Consider the following 25,943-nt stretch of genomic DNA (forward strand, 5'->3'; position numbering starts at 1 on the left):
GTCGGGCGCCGGGGGCGCCTCGCGGCGCGACCCCAGGGCCGGCCGGGACATGTCCGGGGGCGGCACTCCGCATCGCGGGGGCGAGAGCGAGGCGGAGGACGTCGTGGAGGAGACCGTGCGGGATGCCATCAGTGCTCCCGATGCCGAAGGTGTGCCGCGGGGTACCACCCGGCGCTTTCCGCTGTTCACGCGGGACACCGCGCGTCCCGAGGGCGGTGGCCGGGCCGCGCCCGGTGACGCTCCCGCGCCCGCGCGGCAGTGGCCGATCCTCGCCGTGCTCGGCGTCGTCGGGCTGGGGCTGTTGCTGACCGCGTTCGACGCCTTCCGCTACGGCACCCTGCTGATCGGCTGCGCCCTGGTGGCCGGTGCCGTGCTGCGCTGGGTCCTGCCCGACGTCGGCATGCTCGCGGTCCGCTCCCGCTTCACCGACATCGTCACCTACGGCGGCCTCGGCCTGGCGATCGTGCTGCTGGCGCTGATGGTGCAGCCCAACCCCTGGCTGCAGATCCCGTTCCTCAAGGACACGCTGCACTTCACGGTGAGCAGCAGTTAGTCGGTAAGGAACCCGGCACGACGACGGCCCGTCCTCTCCCCCGAGCAAGGACGGGCCGCCGCGGGAACCACCCTCCTGCACGGCGAAGGGCCTGTTCAACGGCTGTCGGCGCGCTGTGGCACGGAAGTGACCGTTCCGGTACGCGCACGGCACGCGGGAACCATCGGTGAACCGGCGTCGTCACCTGCTCAGAACGATGCGGGAGGTGTGCGATGGGCGGCTGGCAGCCGCTGGCGGGGGACATGCCGCCGGAGGTGCGGCACTTCGTGGAGCAGTTGCGGCTCCTCAAGGACCGGACGGGGCTCAGTCTCGTCGCGCTCGGCTCCAAAACCGCCTACAGCAAGTCCTCCTGGCACCGCTATCTCAACGGCACCCAGCCTCCGCCCCGCCAGGCCGTGGCCGCGCTGTGCCGGATCGCGGGCCTGCCCGAGACGGACGCCGAGCGCTTCGTCGTCCGCTGGGAACTGGCGGTCCAGGCCTGGCCCCGGCCGGCGAGACCCGCGGAGGATCAGGGGACGGGCGAGTACGAGGACGACCCCACGCTGCCCTGGTGGGACACCCCGGAACCGGCACCGTCCTCGGACGGGGGGCGGCTGCTGCGGTACGCGGTGCTGCTGCTCGTCCTCACCGCGCTGATCGCGGTCGTGGGCGTGGTCGCTCTGGGGTGAGATGGCTCCGTATTAACAAGTTTGCGTATCTGACACGGGATTGTTCGAGGGGAGGGCTAGCGTGGGCGAGTCGACCGCGAATGCACCCGTGCGCCCCCACTCCGGAAACTGAGATCCTGGGCGGGCGGGAAGACGCGAGGAGACCAGCACCGAGCAGGGGGGAAGAGGGGGGAAGCAATGCCTCGTTGGAGGGCCTTGCCGGATGAACTCGATCCGCAGGTCAGGGAGTTCGCGAGCCAGTTGCGCCGGCTCGTGGACCGCAGCGGCCTGAGCATCGCGTCGGTGGCCGACCGTACGGGCTACAGCAAGACGTCCTGGGAGCGGTATCTGAACGGCCGGCTGCTCGCACCCAAGGGCGCGATCGTGGCGCTGGCCGAGGTCACGGGGACCAACCCGGTCCATCTGACGACCATGTGGGAGCTCGCCGAGCGTGCCTGGAGCAAGTCGGAGATGCGCCACGACATGACCATGGAGGCCATCCGCATCTCCCAGGCGCGCGCCGCGCTCGGGGAGTTCGGGGCGCCCGCCGTGACGAGCGCCAAGGGCGGCAAGGCGGCCGCCATGAGCGGCAGCGCGACGGTGACGCCGGGGATCGCGGGACCAGCGGGAGTGGCGCCGACGGTGCCGCCGCAGCCCGTCACCTCCGAGGCACCGGACGGCGGCGGCGCGGGGGCGTCCGAGGCCGCGTCCTCGGAGGGCTCCTCCGGCGCCAACTCCTGGCGGCTGGCGGGCTACCAGGGCCCCTCGCCGGCCGGCGGACGCTCACCGGTGCTCGGCGCACCCGTGCAGGGATCCGCGTCCGACGGCCCCGTCCGGACACCGGAGACACCCAGTGGATACGGCGAGGCTCCCCGGCCCGGCGGAGGTTCCTCCTCCGGTGCCGGCCGCCGGCGGCTGACGATGTTCCTCGCGGGCCTGGTCGGCGTGCTGGTGGTGATGGCGGCGGTGTTCTTCCTGACCGACCGCGGCGGCGGCGGTGGCAAGCACGGGAGCGCGAAGGCCTCGCCGTCGCCCTCGGTCAGCTCCGTCGACCTCCCGGCCGGCGTGAAGTGCGCCGGCGCCTCCTGCACCGGCAAGGACGCCGAGGCCATGGGCTGCACCAAGGACGCCGCCGCAGTGACGACCGCCAAGACCGCCACCGTCGGCACGGTCACCCTGGAGGTGCGCTACAGCAAGACGTGCGGCGCCGCGTGGGGCCGTATCACCGCCGCCGCGCCGGGCGACTCGGTGCAGGTCACCGCGGGCACCGCCAAGGAGAACGACAGCATCACCCAGGCCGGCGACACGATCGCCTACACGCCGATGGTCGCCGTGAAGGACGCGGGCGAGGCGAAGGCCTGCGCGACGCTGGCGTCCGGGCAGAAGGGGTGCACCCCCTAGCGGCACAGCGGCACATGCACGGCGGCACAAGGGGGCGGCCGCCCGTCCGGGAGAGGGGGGACTGGGCGGCCGCCTGGTGGGGGGTACCGACTGTGCCGGACTCCCGTGGGGGTACGGTTCGCGTGCCCGGGATGGGCAGGCCCATGCGTGCCGCCCCGAATTTTTCGGCGCGGCTTTACTCTGTGGGGTGGGCCACACGGGCCCGGCGGTGCGGGATCCCGGATGCGCGATAGCCTGACCGGTGGATCTCTCTTGATACCAAGAGATCGATCATTTGTACGTCCCACCCGGACGACCACCGCCAGCTGTCCTACGGAGAACGCCATGACCCGCACTCCCGTGAACGTCACCGTCACCGGCGCGGCCGGCCAGATCGGTTACGCCCTCCTCTTCCGCATCGCCTCCGGCCAGCTGCTCGGCGCGGACGTGCCGGTCAAGCTGCGCCTCCTGGAGATCACGCCCGCGCTGAAGGCCGCCGAGGGTACGGCCATGGAGCTGGACGACTGCGCGTTCCCGCTGCTCCAGGGCATCGACATCAGCGACGACCCGAACGTCGCCTTCGACGGCGCCAACGTCGCCCTTCTCGTCGGCGCCCGCCCGCGCACCAAGGGCATGGAGCGCGGTGACCTCCTCGAGGCCAACGGCGGCATCTTCAAGCCGCAGGGCAAGGCCATCAACGACCACGCGGCGGACGACATCAAGGTCCTCGTCGTCGGCAACCCGGCCAACACCAACGCGCTCATCGCGCAGGCCGCCGCGCCGGACGTACCGGCCGAGCGCTTCACCGCGATGACCCGCCTCGACCACAACCGCGCGCTGACCCAGCTCGCGAAGAAGACGGGTTCGACGGTCGCCGACATCAAGCGCCTGACCATCTGGGGCAACCACTCCGCCACCCAGTACCCGGACATCTTCCACGCCACCATCGCCGGCAAGAACGCCGCCGAGGTGGTCAACGACGAGAAGTGGCTCGCCGAGGACTTCATCCCGACCGTCGCCAAGCGCGGCGCCGCGATCATCGAGGCCCGTGGCGCCTCCTCCGCCGCGTCCGCCGCCAACGCCGCCATCGACCACGTGCACACCTGGGTCAACGGCACCGCCGACGGTGACTGGGTCTCCATGGGCATCCCGTCGGACGGCTCCTACGGCGTCCCGGAGGGCCTGATCTCCTCCTTCCCGGTCACCACGAAGGACGGCCAGTACGAGATCGTCCAGGGCCTGGACATCAACGAGTTCTCCCGCGCCCGCATCGACGCCTCCGTCAAGGAGCTCGAGGAGGAGCGCGAGGCGGTCCGCGGTCTCGGCCTCATCTGACGGTCGCCGTCTGACGGTCGCCGTTTCCTCGGTTTCGTCACGAGCCCGCACGGGCCCTGTTCCGGTTTCGGTCGGAACGGGGCCCGCGCCCGTTTTCGCCGCTACCGTCTAAGGCGGTACCCACCAGGGGTGATTCGGGGGGTTCGCGATGAGCGGATGGGACGAGTACGACGCCGGATCGGGCTCCGGACCGGAGCGGGAACCGAGCGAGGAGAGAGGCCGGGCCGCCTGGTCCGACGGGCAGACGGGGGCCACCCCGCCGTGGGCGTCCGCCGAGACGCAGACGGGCGGCGCCTTCCCGCCGCCTTGGACGACACCGCCGCCGGGACCCGCGACACCGCCGGGCCCCGCGTACATGGCGTCCCCCCTGCCGCCCGGCCCGGCCTACACCGGGGCTCCCACACCGCCGTACACCCTGCCTCCCGTCCCGCCGCCTGCGCCCCGGCGCCGCGTCGGACGGGTGCTCGCCGTCATCGCGCTGGTCGTCGCGGTCGGCGCGGGGACCGGTGCCGGGACCTGGTACCTGATCCGGGATCACCGCTCCGGCACCGGCGCCGGCCCCGTGACCGGGAGCTCCGTCAGCGTCTCGGCCTCGACCAGTCCGAGTCCGGGCCGGAGTTCCGAGCCGCCGAGCAGCCCGTCGGCCACGCCCACCACGACCCCGCCGGCCTCGCCGCTGAACTCGCCCTCGGCCGGCTACCGCCGCGCCGAGGACCCGGTCGGCTACGCGGTCGACGTCCCGCAGGGCTGGACCCGCCGCGAGAAGCAGGGCAAGCTCGCGCCGATCGTCTACTACGACTCCCCGGCCGACGGCCGCCAGCTGCAGATCTTCCGGGTCATGGAGTCCACGCCCTACGAGTCGCTGACCCTGGCCGAGACCGACCCCGGCTTCGGCTTCGCCAAGCAGCCCGGCTACCAGGTGATCCAGCGGGACCACGGCGACACCTGGGCGGAGCTGACCTACCGCTACACGGACCAGGACAAGGGCGCCCGCCAGGTCATCGACCACCGCTTCGAGGCCGCCGACGGCACCCTGTACGCGATCCGCGCCAGCGGCCCCGCGAGCCTGACGCCCGAGCAGGTGCGGGAGCCGCTGAGGACCGCGGTGCGGTACTTCTGCCCGACCGGCGCCCAGTGCACCTAGGCTCCCTACTCCAGTCCCTTCTTGCCCGGCGCCCAGAACGGCTTGGTGAGGACCGCCCGCCGGTCCCAGCCGGCCTCCCGCACGAGCACCTGCCGCACCCGCTGCACGGCCCGCGCCTCGCCGGCGACGTACGCGACCCCACCGGGCGCGGGCGCCAGCTCCCGTACGGCGTCGACCAGCGAACCGCCGTCGCGGAGAACCCAGGTGAGCCGGTCGCCGTGGGGGAGGGGGAGCCGGTCGCCCTCGGTCTCGGTCTCCACGCAGCCGGAGATCCGGGCCCCCTCCGGCAGCGCGTCCAGCATCGCGGCGAAGGCCACGGACGCCGTCTCGTCACCGACGAACACATGGTGCGGGGCGTCCGGCCGGAGCACGAACGACCCCTCCGGCCTGCGCAGTCGCACCCGCTCGCCCACTCCGACCCCGCGCGCCCATCGTGCCCCGGGGCCGTCTCCGGGATGGTCCAGCACGCACAACTCGACGGCGCCGGCGGGGTCGTAGCTCCGGATCGAGTACGTGCGCAGGGTCAGCCCGCCGCCGACCAGTACGCGCACCTGCTGCCCCGGCCGGACGGTGAGTCCGGTGAGCGCCTCACCCTCGATGCGCAGCCGGCGCATCCGGTCGGCGACGGGTTCGGCCTCGGTGATGGTGCCCTGGAGCGTCAGCAGGTCCAGGACCGGGGAGAGCAGAGCGGGCATGGGGCGGCTCCTGGGAACTCGCGGGCGGAGGAGGGGAGTTGGAGGTCAAGGTCGAGCTGAACGCGATAGTACGCGTTTATCGCTCGACGCGATAGTGCGTGTTGCGCCGCGCTTGCCGTACCCGGCCACGACCGCCGCAGTCGCCGCCAGGACCAGGAGGGCGGCCGTGCGCAGGGCCGGGCCCATGCCGTGGGCGAAGTCCGGATGGGCGGCCAGGACCGTGCCGGCGGTGGCGACACCGAGGGCCGCGCCGATCTCACGGGCCGAGGTGCCGAGCCCGGAGCCGAGACCCGCCTGGTGGGCCGGGAGGGAGGTGACCACCCCCAGCGTCAGCGCGGGCATGCTCAGACCGGCGCCCGCCGAGATCACCAACAGCCAGCAGGCGTACACCGGATAGGGCGTGCCCGCACCCGCGGTGGACGCGCCGAGCAGCCCCAGACCGATGAGCGCGAGGCCGGTGCCGACGACCGGTCGGGGGTACGACGTCCAGCGCGTCGCCAGCCGCTGCGTGAGCGCCATGCCGACGATCAGCGGCACGATCGCGACGCCGGTCAGGGCGGGGCCGTACCCCTTCACGCCTTGCAGGTACTGCGAGTTGACGTAGAAGAGGGCGAACAGGCCGAAGAAGCCGGTGGCCATGCCGAGGGAGGCGGCGCGCAGCCGGGGCGACCTGAAGACGCGCGGGTCGAGGAGGGGGGTGCGGGAGCGGAGGGCGTGGGCGGTGAAGGCGGCCGCCAGAAGGGCGCCGGCCGCGAAGACGCCCAGGATGCGGGGGGAGGCCCAGCCGTGCGTGGGGCCCTCGATGATGCCGAAGAGGAGGGCGACCAGAGCGGCGGTGAGCAGGAGGGTGCCGAGGGGGTCGGGGTGGTTGCCGGGGGAGCGTTCCGTGCGGGGCGTGGTGAGCGCCACGGCGAGAGCGAGGAGTGCGGCGAGCGGGACCATGGCGAGGAACAGGGCGCGCCAGGTGAGGAACTGGCCCACCAGACCGCCGCCGAGGTTGCCGGCCATGCCGCCGATGCCCAGTGCCAGCGTCCAGGCCGTCAGGGCCCGGGCGCGGTGTTCGGGACCGGCGAGGCGCATCAGGATCGACAGGGTCGACGGCGTGATCAGCGCGGCGCCCGCGCCGGAGATCCCCCGGCCGGTGACGAGCAGTGCCGGGCCCGTGGCGAGCGCGCTGGTGGCGGCCCCCGCCGCGAACACGCCCAGCCCCGTGAGCAGGGCGCCCTTGCGGCCGTACCGGTCGCCGAGGGCGCCCGCCGGGATGAGCAGCGAGGCGAAGACGATGACGTACGCGTCGACCGTCCACAGCAGCTCGGTGTGCGAGGGGTGCAGGGCGGACGAACTCAGCTGCGGGATCAGCAGGTTGACGGCGGCGACCATGGACTGCGCGACCAGGACGCAGGCGCACATCGCGAGGAGGGTGGACCGTTTCGGGGCGTGCGGGGGCATGGCTCCTCCTGGGGAGCTCGGCGGCTGGTTCGGGATGCCCTGTCACCGTAGGCTCGGGTCCGTCCTGCACTCCAGTGCAACTTTCGCAAGGGATACCTGCACGTGACGCAATCCGCGCACCTCGACCTCAATCTGCTGGCCGCCCTGGACGTCCTCCTGGAGGAGCGCAGTGTGCGGGGCGCCGCACAGCGGCTGCACCTGTCCGAACCGGCGATGAGCCGGACCCTCGGCCGTATCCGCAAGGCGCTCGGCGACCCGATCCTGGTGCGGGCCGGGCGGCAGATGGTGCCGACCCCGCACGCGCTGGCCGTGCGTGCGGAGGTGAGCGCGGTGGTGGAGCGGGCCCGGGCGCTGTTCGCGCCGGGCCGGGACGCGGACGTACGGACCCTGCGCCGCACCCTCACGATCATCGGCCCCGACACCATCGGCGCCGCCCTCGCTCCCGCCCTCTTCGCCCGGGCCGCGGCCGAGGCGCCCGGCATCCGGGTGCGGTACCTGGCCGAGAGCCACGCGGACGAGCCGTACCTGCGTGCGGGCACCGCAGATCTGGAGGTCGGGGTCATCGACACGACCGCGCCCGAGGTGCACCGGGAGATGCTGTACCGGGACCGGATGCTCGGCGTCGTACGGGCCGGGCATCCGCTGCTGGAAGGGGAGTTGACGGCGGAGCGGTTCGCCACGGAGGCGGATCACCTGATCGTCTCGCGCCGGGGCAGGCTGCACGGACCGGTCGACGAGGCGCTCGCCGGACTCGGGCTGAAGCGGCGCGTGGCGGGCACGATCGGGACCCTTCCCGCCTCCCTGTTCGTCGTACGGGACAGCGACCTGGTCGGTCTGATCAGCTCCTGGGCGCTACCGCTCGCCGCGGCGCTGGACCTCGTGGCGTTCGAGGTGCCGCTGCGCCTGCCCCCGCTGGACCTGGGGCTGGCCTGGCATCCACGGCACGAGGCGGATCCGGCCCACGCATGGCTCAGGCGGACGGTCCGGGAGCTGCTCGCCGAACGGTCCGTTTAGCCGCTCGCCCGGTCGGCATTCCGCTTTCCCCGTACCACCTGCCCCTCTATGCTGATGGTTTGTCAACTGAACGTCTGACAACGGTCCATCCACGCATCGGGGGAGTAGCGTGAGTACCGCTTACGTGCCTCAGCAGCCGCAGCCCGTGGTCTCCACGGGGGCGCCGCCGACACCGCCCGTCCCACCGCACGCCAGCGAGGCGACCCGGCTGCTGTGCGCCGGCACCTATCTGGATTCCGGTTACCGCGACCGGGTCATCGAGGAACTGCAGCTCAACGAACAGCGGATCGTCGCGCCCTCGCTCGGCTTCGACGCCGCCCGCGTCCTCGCCCACGCCCTGCGCGCCCGCCGCTTCGAGCTGCTCTGGGCCGGGGCGATCCTCGGCCTGTGGATGGTCGGAGGGGTGCTCAGCGGCGGTCTGCTGGCCTTCTGTATCTGGCCCAGCGTGGCCCTCGCCCTCGCGCCCTGGATCAGGGGGCGGGCGGAGCAGCCTCCGCTGTGGCGGCTGGTCCCCGCGTTCCTGGCCCGCTGGGGGGGTCGGCTGGTCTTCGCGCTGGTACTGGTGTTCATCCTGATCGTGGCGTTCGGCGGCGGCTCGGACAGCGGTTCCTCCTCCCCCCGGTACGACCCCTACACCGGCTCCTACTCCGACTCGTCGAGCCTCACGGACGTGTTCTCGCCGAGTTCCATCACCGACCTGGTCGAGCCCTGGCGGGCCTGGCTGGGGCTGGGCGTGCTCGCGCTCATCGCCTGGTGCGGATACGCCCAGCGCAACCAGGTCAGCCGGGCGCTCGCCGCCGAACTCTCCCCACAGCGGTTCGGTGACGCGGCGAACGACCCCGCCGAGCAGGCCGACAACCCGCGCTTCCAGCGGCTGAAGCAGCGCATCCGGCTCGAGCAGCACGCGCCGCTGATCATGTACCACGAGGCGCGGCCGTTCTGCGGGGCGGGCGCCGCGTACGACACCTGGGTGCTGGCCGTCGAACTCCGCCCGGACGAGGAGCGCAAGCAGCAGCCGCTGAGCAACCGCACGGTCCTGGAGCGGATCCGTCCGCTGCTGGAACAGCTGCGTGTCCCGGCCGAGTTCGCGGGGCCCGGGGTCCGTGACCGGCTGCGCTGGCTGGAGATCGACGAGTGCGTGTTCCTGCCGGCCGAGGGGCTGCTCACCCGGGACCAGGCGCCGTACACCCCGCAGGCATTCGAGGAGCACCGGGCCCGGGCGGTCGAGGAGGGCGCCGAGAAGCGGCGGCACTTCCTGCGCATCCGGGTCGGCGGCTGGGAGGAGGAGCTGGTCGTCACGGTCTTCGTGCGCATCCACACGCAGGGACGGATGCTGATGCTGGAGATCGCGCCGCACGTGCTGACGCCGGTGCGCGCCGACTTCAAGGACGCCGACCGTGTGGCGCACCGGTTCAGGCACAACAACCTGGCGGGGAAGGTGGCGGGCGCGCTCGTCCTGGTGCCGTCGTCCGTCGGCCGCTCGCTGGGGCAGCTGGGCCGGGGGCTGGTGTACGTGTGGCGGCTGCTCACGGGCGGCTACGCGGGGGCGCTGCCCGACGGACCGGGGGCGTCGGTACGGGAGTTGGGGGCGGCGCCGACCGGTTCCACGTTCCAGGAGATGGACGTGGTGCGCTACCTGAAGAGCGTGCAGGACAGGGTGGCGAACGGGGTGCGGGCCGCGCTCGCCGAATCCGGTTACGAGACCGGGGAGTTCGTCCAGAAGGTCGTCAACATCAGCAACGGGGACGTGAACATCGGCCGGATCGAGGGGTCCACCTTCGCGGTCGGCAGCGGCTCGTCCGCCGCCTCCTCCAGTGTCTCGGGCGGTGCGGTGCCGCCGAAGGGAGCCGACACCAGTGGCAACTAACGAGCCGAGCGTCAACATCGGCGACATCTCGGGCAACAACACCTTCGCCATCGGCAGCCAGTCGCACGCCGAGAGCCACCACGTGCACCACGGCACGGGTCCGCAGCGCGACGAGGCGACCGAACAACTGCTCGCCGCCGTACGGGATTTGCGGGCCGACCTGGCCGAACGGGTGCGCGGTACCGAGCAGACGGCCGCGCTGGACGAGGCCCTCGCGGAGACGGAGGCGGAGATCGCGACCACGGGCCAGGCCGGCCCCACCCGCCGCGAACGCCTGAGGGAACTGCTGTCCGACTCCCAGGCCCTGGTCACCTTCCTGGCCTCCGCCGGCGCCCTGGCCGGCCTCCTGGGGATGTGAGAGTCAGCCGATGAGCGGGGGCGGACAGTACTGGAACGAGGACACCCAGCGCTGGGAGGACAGCACGGGGAGTCATGCGACGGCCGAGCCGCCGTCCGCGCCGCCGGGCTGGCCGGGGGCGGGGGGATCGGGGGCCGACGCCGGTGGCTCGGAGGTGGGGAGCGCGGCTGACACCGGGGCTGCGGGGGCCGTCGGCTCTGTACCGCCGGCTCCCGTCGTTCCGCCCCTGCCCGGTGGCTGGCCCGGTACGGGAGCCGGGAGCGGCTGGCACGGGCCCGGGGCCGGGGCCGGGGCCGGGGGGACTGTCGTGGATGCGGGCGGTGGGTCCGGCGCTTCCTGGGGGCCTCCTGCGCCCGAGGGGAGTTCCGGGGCCTCGTGGACGCCCCCGGAGCAGCAGGCCACGGGCGGTGGTGGGCTCAGCCGGCGGCTCGTGTGGTCCGTGGTGGTCGGGGCCGCCGTGGTCGGCGTCGCCGTCAGTCTCGTGATGACCCTGGTCGTGGGGAGGAGCGGCGGCGGACACAAGGAGCCCGTCGCCGCCGGGTCGTCCACGACGGCGAGCGAGTCGCCCACCCGGTCGCCGTCACCGCTCGCCGAGGACACCACGACATCCTCGCCCTCGCCCTCCGCACCGCCCGCGGGATACCAACTGCGCGACGACGAGGAGGGGTTCCGGATCGCCGTACCGGAGGGCTGGACCCGCACCACCGCGCCCTCGCTGTTCGGGATCGACGTGGTCAACTACCGCAGCGCCGACAGCACGCACCGGCTGCAGGTCTACCAGGTGCAGGAGGGGTCCCCGCAGGCCTCCTTCGACCTGTACCTGTCCGACCAGACCCCCAAGCCCGCCGGCTTCAAGAAGCTCAGGCTGCAGACCCTGGATGACGGGCAGTTCACCGGCTCCCGGCTGGAGTACCTCGCCGGCACCATCAAGGGCGAGCCCGACGTCGGTACCTGGCACGTCTACGACGAACGCTTCGTCGCCCAGGACGGCAACATCTACGCCATCGCCTCCTACGGCCCCGTCTCCGACGGCCGCGACGACGAACTCGCCAAACTCACCGCCGCGTTGGACTGGTTCTGCCCGCCGAACACCACCTGCGACCCCGACCCGGGCACCGACTGACTCAGCTGCTCTGCAACCGCTGCTGCAGCTTGCCGATGTCCACCGACCGGTCCGGCGACGGTGTGGCGGAGGGCACCGGCTTGTCGTAGTCCGAGAAGAGCTGGGCGACCGCGTCACCCTGCGGGCCGGGCACCTGCGCCTTCCAGACAGGTGGACGGACGTGGCGTCGAGCCCTGCCGTGCAGGGCCTCACCTCCGTGGTGCGCGTCACGGTTCAGCCTACGGTTCGCCCTATTTGCCCGCATGTTCAGTGACACAGCGCACTTTCGGCCATGGATTGCGCATGCAATCAAGGGTGGAGGGCAGGTGCTCACGGTCCCGGTGGGTGACACCGGTGTGACTCACGGGAGCTGAACAGGAACGGAAGGCAGTACCGAACATGGCGGACAGGGCGCAAGCACCGGAACTCGACGCGCAGGCGACCATCCACGTGGCGGGGGAATGGCGAGAAGCCGTCTCCGGAGCCACGCGAGAGATCCTCGACCCCGCGGACGGGCAGCCCTTCGCCCTGGTCGCGGAGGGTGACGAAAAGGACACGGATCTGGCGGTCGCGGCCGCCCGGGAGGCCTTCGACCACGGCGACTGGCCCCGCACCCCCGTGGCCGAACGCGCCGCGCTGCTGCGCCGCGTCGCCGATCTTCTCGTACGCGACCGCGAACGCCTCGGCCGGCTGGAGAGCCAGGACGCGGGCAAGACCGTGGAGGAGGGCCGGGTCGACATCGACTGTGTCGCCGACGCCTTCCGCTACTTCGCCGACCTGGTCGCCGGTGAGGCACCGGGCCGGGTCGTCGACGCGGGCTCGCCCGACGTGCACAGCGTCGTCGTGCACGAACCGGTCGGCGTCTGCGCCCTGATCACCCCCTGGAACTACCCCCTCCTCCAGGCCAGTTGGAAGATCGCCCCGGCCCTCGCGGCCGGCAACACCTTCGTCGTCAAGCCCAGCGAGATCACCCCGCTCACCACCGTCGCCCTCATCGACCTGCTCACCGAGGCCGGTCTGCCCGCGGGCGTCGCCGGCGTCGTCACCGGCCCCGGCCACTCCGTGGGTGCCCGGCTCGCCGAGCACCCGGACGTCGACCTGGTCTCCTTCACCGGCGGCCTGGTCAGCGGCACCAAGGTCGCCCAGGCGGCCGCCCCGAGCGTGAAGAAGGTCGCGCTCGAACTCGGCGGCAAGAACCCCAACGTCGTCTTCGCGGACGCCTGCGCCACCGAGGAGGGCTTCGACACCGCCGTCGACCAGGCCCTCAACGCCGCGTTCATCCACAGCGGCCAGGTCTGCTCGGCCGGCGCACGCCTCATCGTCGAGGAGTCGCTGCGCGAGCGCTTCGTCGCCGAACTCGCCCGCCGGGCAAGCCGCATACGCCTCGGCCGCGGCACCGAGGACGGCGTCGAGTGCGGCCCCCTCGTCTCCGAGCAGCAGCGCGCCAAGGTCGAGGCCTACGTCGCCTCCGCGCTGGACGAGGGCGCGGTGCTGCGTTCGGGCGGCCGGCGGCCCGTACCGGCGCCGGAGCGTCCCGCGTCCGGCTACTTCTACGAGCCGACCGTCCTCGACCAGTGCCACCGCCGGATGAAGGTCGTCCGCGAGGAGGTCTTCGGACCGGTGCTGACGGTGGAGACCTTCCGCACCGAGGACGAGGCCGTCGCCCTCGCCAACGACACCGAGTACGGCCTCGCCGGCGCCGTCTGGACCTCCGACGCGGGCCGCGCCCGCCGGGTCGCCGGCCGGCTGCGGCACGGCACCGTCTGGATCAACGACTTCCACCCCTATCTCCCGCAGGCGGAGTGGGGCGGCTTCGGCAAGAGCGGCGTCGGCCGCGAGCTGGGGCCGGCCGGCCTCGCCGAGTACCGCGAGACCAAGCACGTGTACCAGAACCTGGCGCCGAAGCCGGTTCGCTGGTTCGCGGGCTGAATCCCGACTTCCGTACGTCCCCCGCCCCTTGGAGCAACCCCCTCATGCCCGAGACCCCCCATCTCTACGACTACGTCGTCATCGGCGGCGGAACCGCAGGCTCCGTCATAGCCTCCCGCCTGACCGAGAACCCCGACGTCACCGTCGCCGTCATCGAGGGCGGCCCCAGCGACGTCGGCCGAGAGGACGTCCTGACGCTGCGCCGCTGGATGGGCCTGCTCGGCGGCGAACTCGACTACGACTACCCCACCACCGAGCAGTCACGCGGGAATTCGCGCATCCGGCACAGCCGGGCCCGCGTCCTCGGCGGCTGTTCCTCCCACAACACGCTGATCGCCTTCAAGCCGCTGCCCTCCGACTGGGACGAGTGGGAGGCGGCCGGCGCCAAGGGCTGGGGCGCGGTGCCGATGGAGGCGTACTTCGCGCGCCTGAAGAACAACATCGTCCCGGTCGACGAGAAGGACCGGAACGCCATCGCCCGCGACTTCGTCGACGCCGCCCACAAGGCGCTGGACGTCCCCCGCGTCGAGGGCTTCAACAACAAGCCGTTCGACGACGGCGTCGGCTTCTTCGACCTGGCCTACCACCCCGAGACCAACAAGCGCTCCAGCGCGTCGGTCGCGTACCTCCACCCGGTGATGGACGAGCGGCCCAACCTGACGATCCTGCTGGAGACATGGGCGTACCGGCTTCAGTTCGACGGCACGCGCGCGGAAGGCGTGCACGTCCGCACCAAGGACGGCGAGGAGATCCTCGTACGCGCCCGCGACGAGGTCGTCCTGTGCGCCGGGGCCGTCGACTCCCCGCGGCTGCTGCTGCACTCCGGCATCGGCCCGCGCGCGGACCTCGAAGCCCTCGGCATCCCCGTCGTGCACGACCTGCCCGGCGTCGGCGAGAACCTCCTCGACCACCCGGAGTCGGTGATCGTCTGGGAGACGAACGGCCCCATCCCGGACAACTCCGCGATGGACAGCGACGCCGGCCTGTTCGTGCGCCGCGACCCCGGACACCCGGGCCCGGACCTGATGTTCCACTTCTACCAGATCCCCTTCACGGACAACCCTGAGCGGCTGGGCTACGAACGCCCCGCGTACGGCGTCTCGATGACGCCCAACATCCCCAAGCCGAGGAGCCGCGGCCGTCTGTACCTGACGAGCGCTGACCCGTCGGTCAAACCGGCCCTCGACTTCCGCTACTTCACCGACGAGGACGACTACGACGCCCGCACCCTCGTCGACGGCGTCCGCGTCGCCCGCGAGATCGCGAGCACCGAACCGCTGGCGGGCTGGCTCAAGCGTGAAGTGTGTCCGGGGCCGGAGGTGACCGGCGACGAGGAGCTGAGCGAGTACGCCCGCAAGGTCGCGCACACCGTCTACCACCCCGCCGGCACCTGCAGGATGGGCGCCACGGACGACGAACTCGCCGTGGTCGACCCCGAGCTGCGGATCCGCGGCCTGGAGGGCATCCGGATCGCGGACGCCTCGGTCTTCCCGACGATGACCGCCGTGAACCCGATGATCGGGGTGCTCATGGTCGGTGAGAGGGCCGTCGACCTGATCGGGGGTGGTGTGCGATGAGCACGGCCATCGAAAAGCCCGTCTTCTCCGTCGACAACCTGTGGAAGGTGTTCGGCCCGAAGGCGGACAGGGTGCCCGGCGACGCCGAACTGTCCGCGCTGGCGCCCTCCGAGCTCCGGGCCCGCACCGGCTGCACGGCCGCCGTCCACAACGTCTCCTTCGACGTCCGCAAGGGCGAGGTCTTCGTGGTGATGGGCCTGTCGGGCTCCGGCAAGTCCACCCTCGTCCGCTGCCTCACCCGACTCATCGAGCCGACCGCCGGCACGATCGCCATCGACGGCGAGGACGTCCGCGCCATGGACAGGTCCCGGCTGCGCGAACTGCGCCGGCACCGGGCCGCCATGGTCTTCCAGCACTTCGGCCTCCTCCCGCACCGCACCGTCCTCGACAACGTCGCCTACGGCCTGGAGATCCAGGGCGTCGGCAAGGCGGAGCGTCGGGCGCGCGCCCAGCAGGTCGTCGCCAAGGTCGGCCTGGAGGGCATGGAACAGCGGCGCCCCGGCCAGCTCTCCGGCGGTCAGCGCCAACGGGTGGGCCTGGCCCGGGCGTTGGCCGTCGACCCGGAGGTCCTGCTGTTCGACGAGCCCTTCAGCGCCCTCGACCCCCTCATCCGGCGTGACATGCAGGAGGAGGTCGTGCGCCTGCACCGGGAGGAGGGCCGCACGATGGTCTTCATCACGCACGACCTGAGCGAGGCGTTGAAGCTCGGCGACCGCATCGCGCTGATGCGCGACGGCCGGGTGGTCCAGCTGGGCACCCCGGAGGAGATCGTGGGCAGCCCCGCGGACGACTACGTCCGCGAGTTCGTCCGGGACGTGTCGCGGGAGCAGGTCATGACCGTCCGTACGGCCATGCGGCCCGGCCGCTGCGAGGGCCCGGAGCACCCGGGCGCGCTCGCCCCGGACGAGCTCGTCGCCGACGCCATCAAGGTCGTCGCCACGAGCGGCAGGCCGGCCTGTGTGGTGGAGAACGGCCGCTGTCTGGGCGTCGTCGACCACGAGAGGCTCCTCGGTGTGGTCGCCGGGACCGAGCCGCAGAGGGAGGCCGCCTGATGGCCACCCTCACCGCGCCCGTCCCGCTGTCCGCGGGCTTCCTCAAACACCGGGCCGTCCAAAAACTCCTGCTGCTCGCCCTCGCCGCCGCGGTCCTCGTCCCGCTCGCCAACGCCCAGTGGGCGAGCGGAAGCTGGCCCGCCGCCCTCACGGTCGACCTGTCCAAGCCGCTCACCGGCGCCAGCAACTGGATCATCGACAACCGCGACAGCCACCCTCTGTTCCTCTACGGCTTCGGCTACGTCAGCAACGCGGTCGTCCTCTCCGTACGCGCCGTCTACCTGGTCCTCCTCGCCGCGGGCTGGGCCGGGGTGACGGCCATCGGCGCCCTCGTCGCCTGGCGGGTCGCCGGTCTCCGGCTGGCCCTCGGCACGGCCGTCGCGTTCCTCGCCTGCGGGCTGCTCGGCATGTGGATCCCCACGATGCAGACGCTCGCCCTGATGGTGGTCGCCGTTCTCGCGTCGGTGGCCGTCGGCGTCCTCCTGGGCCTCGCCGCCGGTCTCTCCGACCGCCTCGACCGCGCCCTGCGCCCGGTCCTGGACACCATGCAGGTGCTGCCGGCCTTCGCCTACCTCCTCCCGGTCGTCCTGGTCTTCGGCATCGGCGTCCCCGCCGCCGTCCTGGCCACCGTCGTCTACGCCGCTCCGCCGATGGCCCGCCTCACCTCCCTCGGCCTGCGCGGCGCAGACAAGGAGGTCCTCGAAGCCGTCGACTCGCTCGGCGCCACCGCCCGCCAGCGGCTGCTGACCGCGCGCATCCCGCTGGCCCGCAAGGAACTCCTCCTCGGCCTCAACCAGACGATCATGATGGCCCTGTCGATGGCGGTCATCGCGTCCGTCATCGGCGCCGCCGGCCTCGGTGACCGCGTCTACCAGGCGCTGGCCTCCGTCGACGTGGGCGCCGCCCTCGCGGCCGGCATCCCGATCGTGCTGCTGGCCGTCGTCCTGGACCGGGTCACCTGCGCCGCGGGCGAGAACGCCGGCGAGGAGCCGGCGGGCGTGCGCCCCTGGCTGTACGCGGCCGCCGGTGCCGTCGCCGTGGCGCTCGCCGGACGTCTCGCCGGGCGACTCGACTGGCCCGAGTCCTGGACCCTGAACATCGCCGACCCGGTCAACAGCGCCGTCGACTGGATGACCGCCCACCTCTACTCGGGCGTCCCGGTCGTCGGCGGCACCGCCGACTGGGCGGGCCACTTCACCACCTGGGTCCTGGACCCGGTCCGCGGCGGTCTGCAGTGGCTGCCCTGGTGGTCCGTGCTGCTCCTGGTCGCCGCCCTGGCCTGGCTGATCGGCACCTGGCGCACCGCGCTCACCGCGGTCCTCGCCATGGCCGCGATCGGCGTGCTCGGCGTGTGGAAACCCTCCCTCGACACGCTCTCCCAGGTCCTGGCCGCCGTCGCCGTCACCCTCGTCCTCGGTTTCGCGACGGGCATCGCGGCGGCCCGCAGCGACCGCTTCGAACGCCTGCTCAGGCCCGTCCTGGACGTCTTCCAGACGATGCCGCAGTTCGTGTACCTGATCCCGGTGGTGGCCCTGTTCGGCGTCGGCCGTGCCCCCGCCGTCGCGGCGGCCGTGGTCTACGCCCTGCCCGCCGTCGTCCGGATCACCACCCAGGGGCTGCGCCAGGTCGACCCGGCCGCCCTGGAGTCGGCCCGCTCCCTCGGCGCGACCCCCGCCCAGCAGCTGCGCCAGGTCCAACTTCCGCTCGCCCGGCCCGCGTTGCTGCTCGCCGTCAACCAGGGCGTGGTCCTCGTCCTCGCCGTCGTCATCATCGGCGGCCTGGTCGGCGGCGGTGCGCTCGGCTACGACGTCGTGTTCGGCCTCGCGCAGGGCGATCTGGCGACGGGTCTGGTGGCCGGTGCGGCGATCGTGTGTCTGGGGTTGATGCTCGACCGGGTGACCCAGCCGACGCAGCGCCGCGCGAAGGGTGGTGTGTGACATGGCACTGGGCAAACGCACAGCGCTGATCGTCTCCTCGGCCGCCTCCCTGGCCCTCCTCACCGGCTGCGGTGCCGCCGACATGACCAAGCAGGCGTCGCCCTTCGCCAACGCGGGGGGCACCAGGAGCGTGACCCTCTCCGTGCAGTCCTGGGTCGGCGCGCAGGCCAACGTCGCCGTCGCCCAGTACCTGCTGGAGCACAAGCTCGGCTACCGCGTCGACACCGTGCAGGTCGACGAGGTCCCCGCCTGGGACGCGCTCAGCCAGGGCCGGGTCGACGCGATCCTGGAGGACTGGGGCCACCCCGACCAGGAGAAGCGGTACGTCGACGACAAGAAGACCATCGCGCGCGGCGGCGGTCTCGGGGTGACCGGGCACATCGGCTGGTTCGTGCCGACGTACCTGGTCAAGCAGCACCCGGACATCACCGACTGGAAGAACCTCAACAAGTACGCCTCCCTCTTCCGCACCGCGGAGAGCGGCGGCAAGGGTCAGCTGATGGACGGCTCGCCGTCGTACGTCACCAACGACAAGGCGCTGGTGAAGAACCTGAAGCTGAACTACCAGGTGGTGTTCGCCGGTTCGGAGGCCGCCCAGATCACGCAGATGAAACAGTTCGCCAAGGAGAAGAAGCCCTTCCTGACGTACTGGTACGCCCCGCAGTGGCTGTTCAAGAGGGTCCCCATGACCGAGGTGAAGCTGCCGCCGTACAAGGAGGGCTGCGACGCGGACCCGGCCAAGGTCGCCTGCGCCTATCCGCACACCCCGCTGCAGAAGTACCTCAACGCCGACTTCGCGAAGAAGGGCGGCAAGGCGGCCGCCTTCCTGAGGAAGTTCAGGTGGACGACCGAGGACCAGAACGAGGTCTCCCTGATGATCGCCGACCAGAAGCTGTCGCCCGAACAGGCGGCGAAGAAGTGGGTGGACGGCCACGCGTCCACGTGGCAGGCGTGGCTGTCGTGATCACCAGCGTTTCCTCAGCTCGTCCGTCATCCCCTTGAACGCGAGCGCGGCCCAGCGCTGCAGGGTCGGCCCGAAGGTGACGCGCGTGGCCCCGAGTTCGCCGAGTTCGGAGGGGTCGGGGCCGCCCTCCGGCTTGGCGTTCACGTTGATCGGGCCCTGGATGCCGGACCGCAGGAGGGGCAGTACGTTCGTCGGGGCGCCGATCGGATAGACGCAGTCGGCGCCCGCGGCGACGTACAACGCGGCCCGCTCGATGGCCCGTGCGGGATCGCCGTCGCCGTACGCGAAGGTGTCGACCCGGGCGTTGACGAACAGCTGGTCACCGGCCGCGAACCGCACCTGGGCCAGCCAGTCGGCGTGCTCGTGCGGGTCCTTGAGGACGCCCCGGTGCGAGTCCTCCAGGTTGCAGCCGACGGCACCGGCCTCCAGCAGCCGCTCCACCAGCTCCGTCGGCGCGAGCCCGTATCCTCCCTCGACGTCGGCCGACACGGGCACGTCCACCGCCCGGCAGATGCGCGCCACCGCGGCGAACATCTCGTCGGCCGGGGTCGCCCCGTCCGCGTACCCGAGCGAGGCCGCGATCCCCGCGCTGGGCGTGGCGAGCGCCGGGAACCCGGCCTCCTCCAGCGTCCGCGCGCTGACCGCGTCCCACGGTCCTGGCAGCACGAGGGGGTCGACGGGGAGGCGGCCGCGGTGCAGGGCGCGGAAGACATCGATCTTGCTCATGGTGTGTGCCCTCCCGGCGGGATCCGGCGGCCGACGCTCACTGGTGCTGCCCCGGCGTGTAGTGGCCCGGTGCCATCCGGGTGGTCACGCCGAACCGGTTCCACGCGTTGATCACGGTGATCGCGGCGATCAGCTGGGCCAGCTCGGCCTCCTCGAAGTGCTTGGCCGCGTGGTCGTACACCTCGTCGGGCACGAATCCGTCGGTCAGGACGGTGACCGCCTCGGTCAGCTCGATCGCCGCGAGCTCCTTCTCCGTGTAGAAGTGCCTCGACTCCTCCCAGGCGCTCAGCTGGACGATCCGCTCCACGCTCTCCCCGGCCGCGAGCGCGTCCTTGGTGTGCATGTCCAGGCAGAAGGCGCAGTGGTTGATCTGCGAGGCCCGGATCTTCACCAGCTCGTACAACCCGGGGTCCAGGCCCTGAGCGGCGGCGGTCTCGAGGCGGAGCATCGCCTTGTAGACCTCGGGCGCGTGCTGGGCCCAGCGCAGTCGGGCAGGCCGCTCGGGCGCGTACTCGGTGGTCTCCTCTGTGGTCATGTCCTCGACCCTAGAAGCGAGGCAGCCCAGGGGTATGGTCCATTTCCATGCCGAAATCATGGGCCACTTTGGGTGTCGACCTGCATCTGGAGCCGACGGGACCGGGTGTGCGCCGGGGCCTGACCGACGCCCTGCGCGAGGCGGTCCGCACCGGCCGCCTGGCTCCCGGCACCCGGCTGCCCTCCTCCCGCAGCCTCGCCGCCGACCTGGGCGTCGCCCGCAACACGGTCGCCGAGGCCTACGCCGACCTGGTCGCCGAGGGCTGGCTCACCGCACGGCAGGGCTCCGGCACGCGGGTGGCCGACCGCCCGGTCAGTCCGCCCTCCGCGTCCCCGCCCCACCCGCGCGCCCCCAGCAGCCCCGCCTACGACCTGGTCCCGGGCCTGCCCGACCTCGCCTCCTTCCCGCGCGCCGAATGGCTCAAGGCCGCCCGCCGCGCCCTGGCCGTCGCCCCCCACCAGGCCCTGGACTACGGCGACCCGCGCGGCCGCGCCGAACTGCGCACCGCCCTCGCGCACTACCTCGCCCGCGCCCGGGGCGTGCGCGCCGACCCCGACCACATCCTGATCTGCGCCGGCATCTCCCACGGACTGCGGATCCTCGCCGCCGTCCTGCGCGCACGCGGCGCCGGCACGGTCGCCGTCGAGTCGTACGGCCTCTACGTCCACTGGGACCTGCTCGCCGAGGCCGGCCTGCGCACGGTCCCGCTGCCCTTCGACGAACGGGGCACGGACCCGGGCGAGTTGGCGGACCAGGGCGCCGTCCTGCTCACCCCCGCCCACCAGTTCCCGATGGGCGTCACCCTGCACCGGGACCGGCGGGCGGCCGTCGTCGACTGGGCCCGGCGCACCGGGGGCCTGGTGATCGAGGACGACTACGACGGCGAGTTCCGCTACGACCGCCAGCCCGTCGGCGCCCTCCAGGGTCTCGATCCCGAACACGTCGTCTACGCCGGCACGGCCAGCAAGTCCCTCGCCCCCGGCCTCCGGCTGGCCTGGCTGGTCCTGCCCCCGGGTTGGGTGCGGGAGGCTGTGAAGGCCAAGGGCGGGGTGGACAGCTGCGGGGCGCTGGACCAGCTGACCCTCGCCGAGTTCCTCACCTCCGGCGCCTACGACCGCCATGTACGCGCCGCCCGGCTGCGCTATCGGCGGCGCCGCGACGCTCTGGTGGCCCAGCTCGCCCGCAGCGCCCCGCAGGTTCGCGCCACGGGCATCGCGGCAGGGTTGCACGTCGTTGTGCGGCTTCCGCCGGGCACGGAGCGGGAGGTGCTGCGGGCGGCGGCCTGGCAGGGGCTCGCGGTGCACGGGCTGCACCGCTACCGGCACCCCGAGGCGAGCGTCGAGCGGCGCGACGCGCTGGTCGTCGGCTACGGGACACCGCCGGACCACGCCTGGTCGGGGGCACTGGAGGCCTTGTGCGCGGCACTGCCCGAATGACGCCGCCGTAATTGCAACTTCAGCATTCCCGAATGCGGTCGCGCGGATAGAGTCGCCCCATGAGCAACAGTGACGCGCTATCCCGTGTGGCCCTCAAGAAAATCACCCCCGACGTCTCCAAGGCGATGGGCTCCCTGCACGCCGCCGCCGTTTCCGCGGCCCAGGACGCCAAGGTCGAACCGGAACTCCTGGAACTGATCAGGATCCGCGCCTCGCAGATCAACGGCTGTGCGTTCTGCCTCGACATGCACACCAAGGACGCGCGGGCGGCGGGCGAGACGGAGCAGCGGATCTACGCACTGAACGCCTGGCGGGAGACCCCCTTCTTCACCGAACGCGAGCGCGCCGCCCTGGCGTTGACCGAGGCCGTGACCCTGGTCCACGACGGCCGGGTGCCGGACGCCGTCTACGCCGAGGCCGCCGAGGTCTTCGAGGAGGACCAGATCGCGGCACTCATCTGGGCGGCCACCGTCATCAACGCCTACAACCGCATCGCCATCGCCACCCGGATGGCGCCGGGCGGTTATCAGCCGGCCAGTAAATAACGCCGGCCCCAGGAACAGGGCCGGCCCCAGGAACAGGGCCGGTCCCAGGAATGGGGTCGGATTAAGGAATACCCGATACGGGCATCGGCTATCCGTGTCGATGCCCGTATTCCGTGGGCCCTTTCCTGCTTTTCCGGCTATTTCTCCGGCAGCGGCTCCATGATGTCGTCCAGCCAGGAGCGCCATTCCGGGGCGTGGGTCGCGGGGGCCGCCTGGATCGACCCGCCCATCCAGTCCGTCACCGGCCGGATCCCATGGAGCGCGTTGACGAGCCACACCTCGCGGCCGTCCAGTTCGGCCATGGTCCGGGTGCGATGGGCGAGCCGGACGCCTTCACGGTGGGCCCGTTCCTGGATGAGGGCGACGGTGACCCCGGGCAGGACGGGCAGCTGGGGCGGGGGCAGACACAGCGTGTCGTCCTCCCACCACAGCACGCTGGCCGTGGCCGCCTCCAGCACCACTCCTGACGGCGCGACGAGCACCGTCTCGTCGGCTCCCTCGCCCGAGGCGCGTCTGCGGACCCGGGCCAGCGTGTCCAGGTCCGGGCCCTTGCGGCGGGGCACGGTCCGCGGGTCGGACTGGCCCGTGGCCCAGACCCGCACACCGGTCCCGAGCGGTGGGGCGTGCCGCAGCAGCAGCCGCAACTCCGTGCCGCCCGGAGCCAGTTCGACGCGCGGGAACCACTCGCCCGTCCGCGGCAGCGCGTCGGTCACGTCCCGCCAGAACTCCAGCAGCCGTCTGAGCGGCGGCCCGCCGACCTCTCCGCAGGCCCGCAGGAACCGCTCCCGGTGCCGCTCGAACCCCCGCACCCTGCCCTCCCGCACCAGCCACGAGTCCGCGACGAGCAACCGCCCGCCGGGCTCGCCCGCCGGAGCCAGCCCACCGGCGGGCGTCCACGCCAACAGCCCCTCGGTGATGACGGGTTGCGTCACAGCTGCTCCTCCCTCAGTACTTGCCGCCGGCGACCACCGGGGCTCCGCTCCGCGGCCCGTACGGCGCGTGCTCCAGCCATGCCCCGCACCACGGCAGCATGGGCGCGAGGACCGCCGCCGCGCGCTGTCTGGCCCGGACGATCCGGCGCCGGGGCCGCAGATGGTCGAGCGCCCTCTGGGCGGCGGCGCTGTTGAACAGCCCCGCGGCCCGCCGCACTCGCGCGAACTCACCGACCGCGTCCGCCGTACCCGCAGCGACCGCCTCCGCGGCCGCCGCCGCGTCCGCGATCCCGCTGTTCATCCCGCGCGCCCCGAACGGCGGGAAGAGGTGCGCCGCCTCACCGACGAGCAGCACCCGCCGGTGCCGATCCGTGAAGGAGGCCGCCACCATCCGCAGGAAGCGGTACGTCGACACCCACAGGATCCGCTCGGCGCACCCGTCGCCCACGACCGCCGGCAGCCACCGCCGTACCGCCTCCCGGGTCCCGAAGTCCTCCTGCGCGTCGTCGTCCCGGCACTGCAGATCGACCTGGAACCCCCCGGCGAACGGCACCCGCATCACACTGCGCCCGCCGACGCCCGGATGCTCGTAGTGGAAGACCCGCTCGGACACCGGCTCGGCGTCCTCGGCCTCCGCCACGTCGACGACCACATGGAAGCCCTCGCCCCGCTCGCCCTCCATGGGAATGCCCAGCCCCCGCCGCACGGCCGAACGCGCGCCGTCCGCCGCCACGACGTACCCGGAGCTCCACTCCCGCCCGTCCGCGCAGGTCAGCACCGCCCCGTCCGGTGTCGTCCGCACGCCCGTGACCCGCGTGCCCCACACGAACTCCACCCCCGCCCGCTCGCAGGCCCCCCGGAGAAAGCGCTCGGTGTCCACCTGACGCAGGCTGGTGAAGGGCGGCGGCCCGGACGGGGGCGGGAAGGTGCGGGAGTACACTTCCCGCCCCCGGTACAGGGTCCGTTTCGTCTGCCAGGTACGGCCGTTCGCCGTGATCTCCCCGGCCAGCCCCGGCAGCATCCCGTCGAGCAGCGCGAGCGTCTCGCGGTGCACGAACAGGGCCCGGCTGCCCGGCCGTTCGCGGTCCTCGGCGTCCGCCTCCAGCAGCACGACCGGCAGCCCGCGCGCCCGCAGCCCGAGCGCCGCCGACAGCCCCACGGGCCCGGCTCCGACCACCACGACCGGATTCACGCGCGTGCGCCCTCCGTCAGCATCCGGCTGATCTCCACCCGCTTGACCTTCCAGGTCGCGGTCATCGGCAGTTCCTCGAACCGCCACTGCCGAGGCTCGGCCAACGCCGGCAGATCGGCGGTCGCCTCCCGCCAGCGCTCCGGGTCCAGTGGCCGCTCGCCCCGTACGCACACCACCGGCACCGGCTCCCGGTCCGCGCCCGGCACGATGACGACCTCACGCAACTCCTCCAGGCGGTCCATCAGCGCGTCCTCGACCTCCAGATTGCTGTGCACGGAGTCGATCCGGTCGATCTCCCGGTCGATCAGGTGCAGGGCGCCCAGGCGGCTGCGGTGCCCCATGTCGCCCATCTCCCACCAGCCGTCGTGCAGCTGCCGGTCGTAGCGGTCCTGCATGCCGAGATACGTGAGGATGCGTCCCCGGGTGCGCGCCTCGATCCGTCCGGGCGTGCCCGGAGCGACGGGCCGCCCGTCGGGCCCGGTGACCCGTACCCGGGTGAACCCCGGTATCCCGATCCCGACGCGCCGTCCGTCCGCGCGCGCGGCACTGCGCCGGGTGAACCACTGGACGGCGACCGGCCCCGTCTCGCTCTGCCCGTACAGCTGGATCAGCCAGGGCGTACGGCGCCTGGAGGCGTCCAGCAGCCGCCGTACCGTGCGCGGATGGATCGCGTCGAACGTCGAGCCGTACGACTTCACCCGCGACAGTGGCGCGCCCGGTGCGTCCGCCAACTCCTCCCACAGCACGAAGGTGTTGGGGTGGGTCTCGACGATGCCGGGCCGGTGCCGGGTGAGGAGGGGGCCCACGGAGGCCGGGTCCGGGTCGGTGATCAGCACCAGGGGACTGCCGAAGTGCAGCAGCACGCCGAGCAGATGGTAGAAGCGCGAGTGCACGAACGACATGTGCAACGCGGCCGTCTCGCCGCGCGTCGGCCAGCCCATCGCCTTCTGCGGCACCAGCCGGTTCCACATGGTGTTCGCGCAGTGCACGGCGAGCTTGGGCAGGCCGGTCGTGCCCGAACTGTGGGTGATGAGCGACGGTTCGCGCGGATGCAGACGGACCGGGGCCGGGCGTTCGGCGCCCGCGTGCTTGGCCAGGGGCTCGGCGCCCGGAGCGTCGTCCACGGACAGCACGCACCGCACGGCCGGCTTCAGCCCCTTCAGCGGCCCCTCCAGCTTGGCCCGGTCGGTGACCAGCCAAGGCTCGCGCAGCCGCTCGGTCAACTGCCCCACCACCTCACCCGCCAGGGCCGGGGACAGCAGCACCGGCACCGCGCCGATCCGGGAGATCGCACAGGTCAGCAACACGATGTCGACGTTGTCCGTCTTGTGTACGACCACCTGCTCCGAGGGCCGTACCCCGGCCGCCCACAGCCGGCCCGACAGGTCCTCGACGGCGTCCGCGAGCGCCGAGTAGGTGAGGTCGACACCGAGGGCGGGATGGGTGTCCAGCGGCCGGTCCAGGGTGACGAAGACGGCTCCGTGCCGGTCGGCCGCCCGGCGGAACACCTGACCCAGGTAGAACCCCCGGTCGGCGAGCGGTGGTTGCTGCTGTCGCATCTGGCCGTTCCCTTC

Annotated in this window: 24 protein-coding genes; 16 read left to right on the forward strand and 8 right to left on the reverse strand. The window is 72.5% G+C overall.

The window, feature by feature from the left end; all coding sequences use genetic code 11:
* Positions 1–49: 49 nt before the first annotated feature.
* From ACWCQ1_RS31175 to ACWCQ1_RS31195, 5 genes are all read left to right on the forward strand, one after another.
* Positions 50–553 (forward strand): DUF3017 domain-containing protein, encoded by a 504-nt coding sequence (locus ACWCQ1_RS31175; protein ID WP_451027916.1) that lies wholly within the window; start codon positions 50–52, stop codon positions 551–553.
* Between the two features lie 212 nt (positions 554–765).
* Positions 766–1,221: a helix-turn-helix domain-containing protein gene (locus ACWCQ1_RS31180; protein WP_133043175.1), complete on the forward strand. Its 456-nt coding sequence runs from the start codon at positions 766–768 to the stop codon at positions 1,219–1,221.
* Between the two features lie 195 nt (positions 1,222–1,416).
* On the forward strand, positions 1,417–2,601 hold the full coding sequence (locus ACWCQ1_RS31185; protein ID WP_358593265.1) for a helix-turn-helix domain-containing protein: 1,185 nt from the start codon (positions 1,417–1,419) through the stop codon (positions 2,599–2,601).
* Between the two features lie 324 nt (positions 2,602–2,925).
* On the forward strand, positions 2,926–3,915 hold the full coding sequence (locus ACWCQ1_RS31190; protein WP_133043173.1) for a malate dehydrogenase: 990 nt from the start codon (positions 2,926–2,928) through the stop codon (positions 3,913–3,915).
* Positions 3,916–4,063: 148 nt separating this feature from the next.
* On the forward strand, positions 4,064–5,059 hold the full coding sequence (locus tag ACWCQ1_RS31195) for a hypothetical protein (protein WP_451027869.1): 996 nt from the start codon (positions 4,064–4,066) through the stop codon (positions 5,057–5,059).
* 5 nt (positions 5,060–5,064) lie between these two features.
* On the opposite strand, the gene ACWCQ1_RS31200 is transcribed toward ACWCQ1_RS31195, so the two are convergent.
* Together ACWCQ1_RS31200 and ACWCQ1_RS31205 are read right to left on the reverse strand one after the other, a co-directional pair.
* The gene (locus ACWCQ1_RS31200; protein ID WP_451027870.1) at positions 5,065–5,754 is read right to left on the reverse strand and encodes a siderophore-interacting protein; all 690 of its coding nucleotides are present in this window, start codon (positions 5,752–5,754) and stop codon (positions 5,065–5,067) included.
* 45 nt (positions 5,755–5,799) lie between these two features.
* Positions 5,800–7,203 (reverse strand): MFS transporter, encoded by a 1,404-nt coding sequence (locus tag ACWCQ1_RS31205; RefSeq protein ID WP_451027871.1) that lies wholly within the window; start codon positions 7,201–7,203, stop codon positions 5,800–5,802.
* A 96-nt stretch (positions 7,204–7,299) separates the two neighbouring features.
* Between ACWCQ1_RS31205 and ACWCQ1_RS31210 the strand changes: the two genes are divergently transcribed.
* The 4 genes from ACWCQ1_RS31210 (at position 7,300) to ACWCQ1_RS31225 (ending at position 11,565) form a co-directional block, all read left to right on the forward strand.
* On the forward strand, positions 7,300–8,217 hold the full coding sequence (locus ACWCQ1_RS31210) for a LysR family transcriptional regulator (protein ID WP_133043169.1): 918 nt from the start codon (positions 7,300–7,302) through the stop codon (positions 8,215–8,217).
* Between the two features lie 109 nt (positions 8,218–8,326).
* Positions 8,327–10,084, forward strand: coding sequence for a hypothetical protein (locus tag ACWCQ1_RS31215; RefSeq protein WP_451027872.1), 1,758 nt, complete (start codon positions 8,327–8,329; stop codon positions 10,082–10,084).
* Positions 10,074–10,442, forward strand: a complete 369-nt coding sequence (locus tag ACWCQ1_RS31220) for a hypothetical protein (protein ID WP_358593270.1) — start codon at positions 10,074–10,076, stop codon at positions 10,440–10,442. Before ACWCQ1_RS31215 ends, ACWCQ1_RS31220 begins: the two co-directional genes overlap by 11 nt.
* A 439-nt stretch (positions 10,443–10,881) precedes the next feature.
* The gene (locus tag ACWCQ1_RS31225; RefSeq protein ID WP_358593271.1) at positions 10,882–11,565 is read left to right on the forward strand and encodes a hypothetical protein; all 684 of its coding nucleotides are present in this window, start codon (positions 10,882–10,884) and stop codon (positions 11,563–11,565) included.
* A 1-nt stretch (position 11,566) separates the two neighbouring features.
* On the opposite strand, the gene ACWCQ1_RS31230 is transcribed toward ACWCQ1_RS31225, so the two are convergent.
* Complete coding sequence (locus tag ACWCQ1_RS31230; RefSeq protein ID WP_451027873.1) at positions 11,567–11,698, reverse strand: hypothetical protein; 132 nt, start codon at positions 11,696–11,698, stop codon at positions 11,567–11,569.
* 245 nt (positions 11,699–11,943) lie between these two features.
* Here ACWCQ1_RS31230 and ACWCQ1_RS31235 point away from each other — a divergent pair, with 245 nt between their 5' ends.
* The 5 genes from ACWCQ1_RS31235 to ACWCQ1_RS31255 are packed head-to-tail and all read left to right on the forward strand — an operon-like array spanning position 11,944 to position 19,003.
* Entirely contained in the window at positions 11,944–13,473 is a 1,530-nt protein-coding gene (locus tag ACWCQ1_RS31235) for an aldehyde dehydrogenase family protein (protein WP_451027874.1), read from the forward strand.
* Between the two features lie 44 nt (positions 13,474–13,517).
* Positions 13,518–15,050: a GMC family oxidoreductase gene (locus ACWCQ1_RS31240; RefSeq protein WP_451027875.1), complete on the forward strand. Its 1,533-nt coding sequence runs from the start codon at positions 13,518–13,520 to the stop codon at positions 15,048–15,050.
* Positions 15,047–16,102, forward strand: coding sequence for a glycine betaine/L-proline ABC transporter ATP-binding protein (locus ACWCQ1_RS31245; protein ID WP_133043164.1), 1,056 nt, complete (start codon positions 15,047–15,049; stop codon positions 16,100–16,102). The genes ACWCQ1_RS31240 and ACWCQ1_RS31245 overlap by 4 nt, the downstream gene beginning before the upstream one ends.
* A complete protein-coding gene (locus ACWCQ1_RS31250) occupies positions 16,102–18,039 on the forward strand; it encodes an ABC transporter permease (RefSeq protein ID WP_133043163.1) in 1,938 nt (645 codons plus the stop codon). Before ACWCQ1_RS31245 ends, ACWCQ1_RS31250 begins: the two co-directional genes overlap by 1 nt.
* Before the next feature lies 1 nt (position 18,040).
* Positions 18,041–19,003 (forward strand): ABC transporter substrate-binding protein, encoded by a 963-nt coding sequence (locus ACWCQ1_RS31255; RefSeq protein WP_358593276.1) that lies wholly within the window; start codon positions 18,041–18,043, stop codon positions 19,001–19,003.
* On the opposite strand, the gene ACWCQ1_RS31260 is transcribed toward ACWCQ1_RS31255, so the two are convergent.
* A complete protein-coding gene (locus tag ACWCQ1_RS31260; protein WP_451027876.1) occupies positions 19,004–19,729 on the reverse strand; it encodes an isocitrate lyase/PEP mutase family protein in 726 nt (241 codons plus the stop codon).
* Between the two features lie 37 nt (positions 19,730–19,766).
* Positions 19,767–20,264 carry a carboxymuconolactone decarboxylase family protein gene (locus ACWCQ1_RS31265; RefSeq protein ID WP_451027877.1) on the reverse strand — a complete coding sequence of 166 codons (498 nt, stop codon included), beginning with the start codon at positions 20,262–20,264 and terminating at the stop codon, positions 19,767–19,769.
* 47 nt (positions 20,265–20,311) lie between these two features.
* On the opposite strand from ACWCQ1_RS31265, the gene pdxR reads away from it, so the two are divergent.
* The gene (gene pdxR, locus ACWCQ1_RS31270) at positions 20,312–21,700 is read left to right on the forward strand and encodes a MocR-like pyridoxine biosynthesis transcription factor PdxR (protein ID WP_358593279.1); all 1,389 of its coding nucleotides are present in this window, start codon (positions 20,312–20,314) and stop codon (positions 21,698–21,700) included.
* A 59-nt stretch (positions 21,701–21,759) separates the two neighbouring features.
* Positions 21,760–22,245, forward strand: coding sequence for a carboxymuconolactone decarboxylase family protein (locus ACWCQ1_RS31275; RefSeq protein WP_358593280.1), 486 nt, complete (start codon positions 21,760–21,762; stop codon positions 22,243–22,245).
* Between the two features lie 137 nt (positions 22,246–22,382).
* Here the strand turns inward: ACWCQ1_RS31275 and ACWCQ1_RS31280 are convergent, their stop codons facing one another.
* Genes ACWCQ1_RS31280 through ACWCQ1_RS31290 form a run of 3 tightly spaced genes read right to left on the reverse strand, consistent with a single transcriptional unit; the run spans position 22,383 to position 25,928 of the window.
* Complete coding sequence (locus tag ACWCQ1_RS31280) at positions 22,383–23,177, reverse strand: aminotransferase class IV (RefSeq protein ID WP_451027878.1); 795 nt, start codon at positions 23,175–23,177, stop codon at positions 22,383–22,385.
* 13 nt (positions 23,178–23,190) lie between these two features.
* Complete coding sequence (locus ACWCQ1_RS31285; protein WP_451027879.1) at positions 23,191–24,369, reverse strand: FAD-dependent monooxygenase; 1,179 nt, start codon at positions 24,367–24,369, stop codon at positions 23,191–23,193.
* Positions 24,366–25,928, reverse strand: a complete 1,563-nt coding sequence (locus tag ACWCQ1_RS31290) for a class I adenylate-forming enzyme family protein (RefSeq protein ID WP_451027917.1) — start codon at positions 25,926–25,928, stop codon at positions 24,366–24,368. Before ACWCQ1_RS31290 ends, ACWCQ1_RS31285 begins: the two co-directional genes overlap by 4 nt.
* Between the last annotated feature and the right edge of the window lie 15 nt (positions 25,929–25,943).

This window comes from Streptomyces sp. NPDC002144, from assembly GCF_053593695.1.

What these genes read in the sequence shown, in the direction of transcription:
- ACWCQ1_RS31175 (WP_451027916.1), top strand. Translation starts at nt 50, where the DNA reads ATGTCCGGGGGCGGCACTCCGCATCGCGGGGGCGAGAGCGAGGCGGAG.
- ACWCQ1_RS31180 (WP_133043175.1), top strand. Translation starts at nt 766, where the DNA reads ATGGGCGGCTGGCAGCCGCTGGCGGGGGACATGCCGCCGGAGGTGCGG.
- ACWCQ1_RS31190 (WP_133043173.1), top strand. Translation starts at nt 2,926, where the DNA reads ATGACCCGCACTCCCGTGAACGTCACCGTCACCGGCGCGGCCGGCCAG.
- ACWCQ1_RS31195 (WP_451027869.1), top strand. Translation starts at nt 4,064, where the DNA reads ATGAGCGGATGGGACGAGTACGACGCCGGATCGGGCTCCGGACCGGAG.
- ACWCQ1_RS31200 (WP_451027870.1), bottom strand. Translation starts at nt 5,754, where the DNA reads ATGCCCGCTCTGCTCTCCCCGGTCCTGGACCTGCTGACGCTCCAGGGC.
- ACWCQ1_RS31205 (WP_451027871.1), bottom strand. Translation starts at nt 7,203, where the DNA reads ATGCCCCCGCACGCCCCGAAACGGTCCACCCTCCTCGCGATGTGCGCC.
- ACWCQ1_RS31235 (WP_451027874.1), top strand. Translation starts at nt 11,944, where the DNA reads ATGGCGGACAGGGCGCAAGCACCGGAACTCGACGCGCAGGCGACCATC.
- ACWCQ1_RS31240 (WP_451027875.1), top strand. Translation starts at nt 13,518, where the DNA reads ATGCCCGAGACCCCCCATCTCTACGACTACGTCGTCATCGGCGGCGGA.
- ACWCQ1_RS31245 (WP_133043164.1), top strand. Translation starts at nt 15,047, where the DNA reads ATGAGCACGGCCATCGAAAAGCCCGTCTTCTCCGTCGACAACCTGTGG.
- ACWCQ1_RS31250 (WP_133043163.1), top strand. Translation starts at nt 16,102, where the DNA reads ATGGCCACCCTCACCGCGCCCGTCCCGCTGTCCGCGGGCTTCCTCAAA.
- ACWCQ1_RS31255 (WP_358593276.1), top strand. Translation starts at nt 18,041, where the DNA reads ATGGCACTGGGCAAACGCACAGCGCTGATCGTCTCCTCGGCCGCCTCC.
- ACWCQ1_RS31260 (WP_451027876.1), bottom strand. Translation starts at nt 19,729, where the DNA reads ATGAGCAAGATCGATGTCTTCCGCGCCCTGCACCGCGGCCGCCTCCCC.
- ACWCQ1_RS31265 (WP_451027877.1), bottom strand. Translation starts at nt 20,264, where the DNA reads ATGACCACAGAGGAGACCACCGAGTACGCGCCCGAGCGGCCTGCCCGA.
- pdxR (WP_358593279.1), top strand. Translation starts at nt 20,312, where the DNA reads ATGCCGAAATCATGGGCCACTTTGGGTGTCGACCTGCATCTGGAGCCG.
- ACWCQ1_RS31275 (WP_358593280.1), top strand. Translation starts at nt 21,760, where the DNA reads ATGAGCAACAGTGACGCGCTATCCCGTGTGGCCCTCAAGAAAATCACC.
- ACWCQ1_RS31290 (WP_451027917.1), bottom strand. Translation starts at nt 25,928, where the DNA reads ATGCGACAGCAGCAACCACCGCTCGCCGACCGGGGGTTCTACCTGGGT.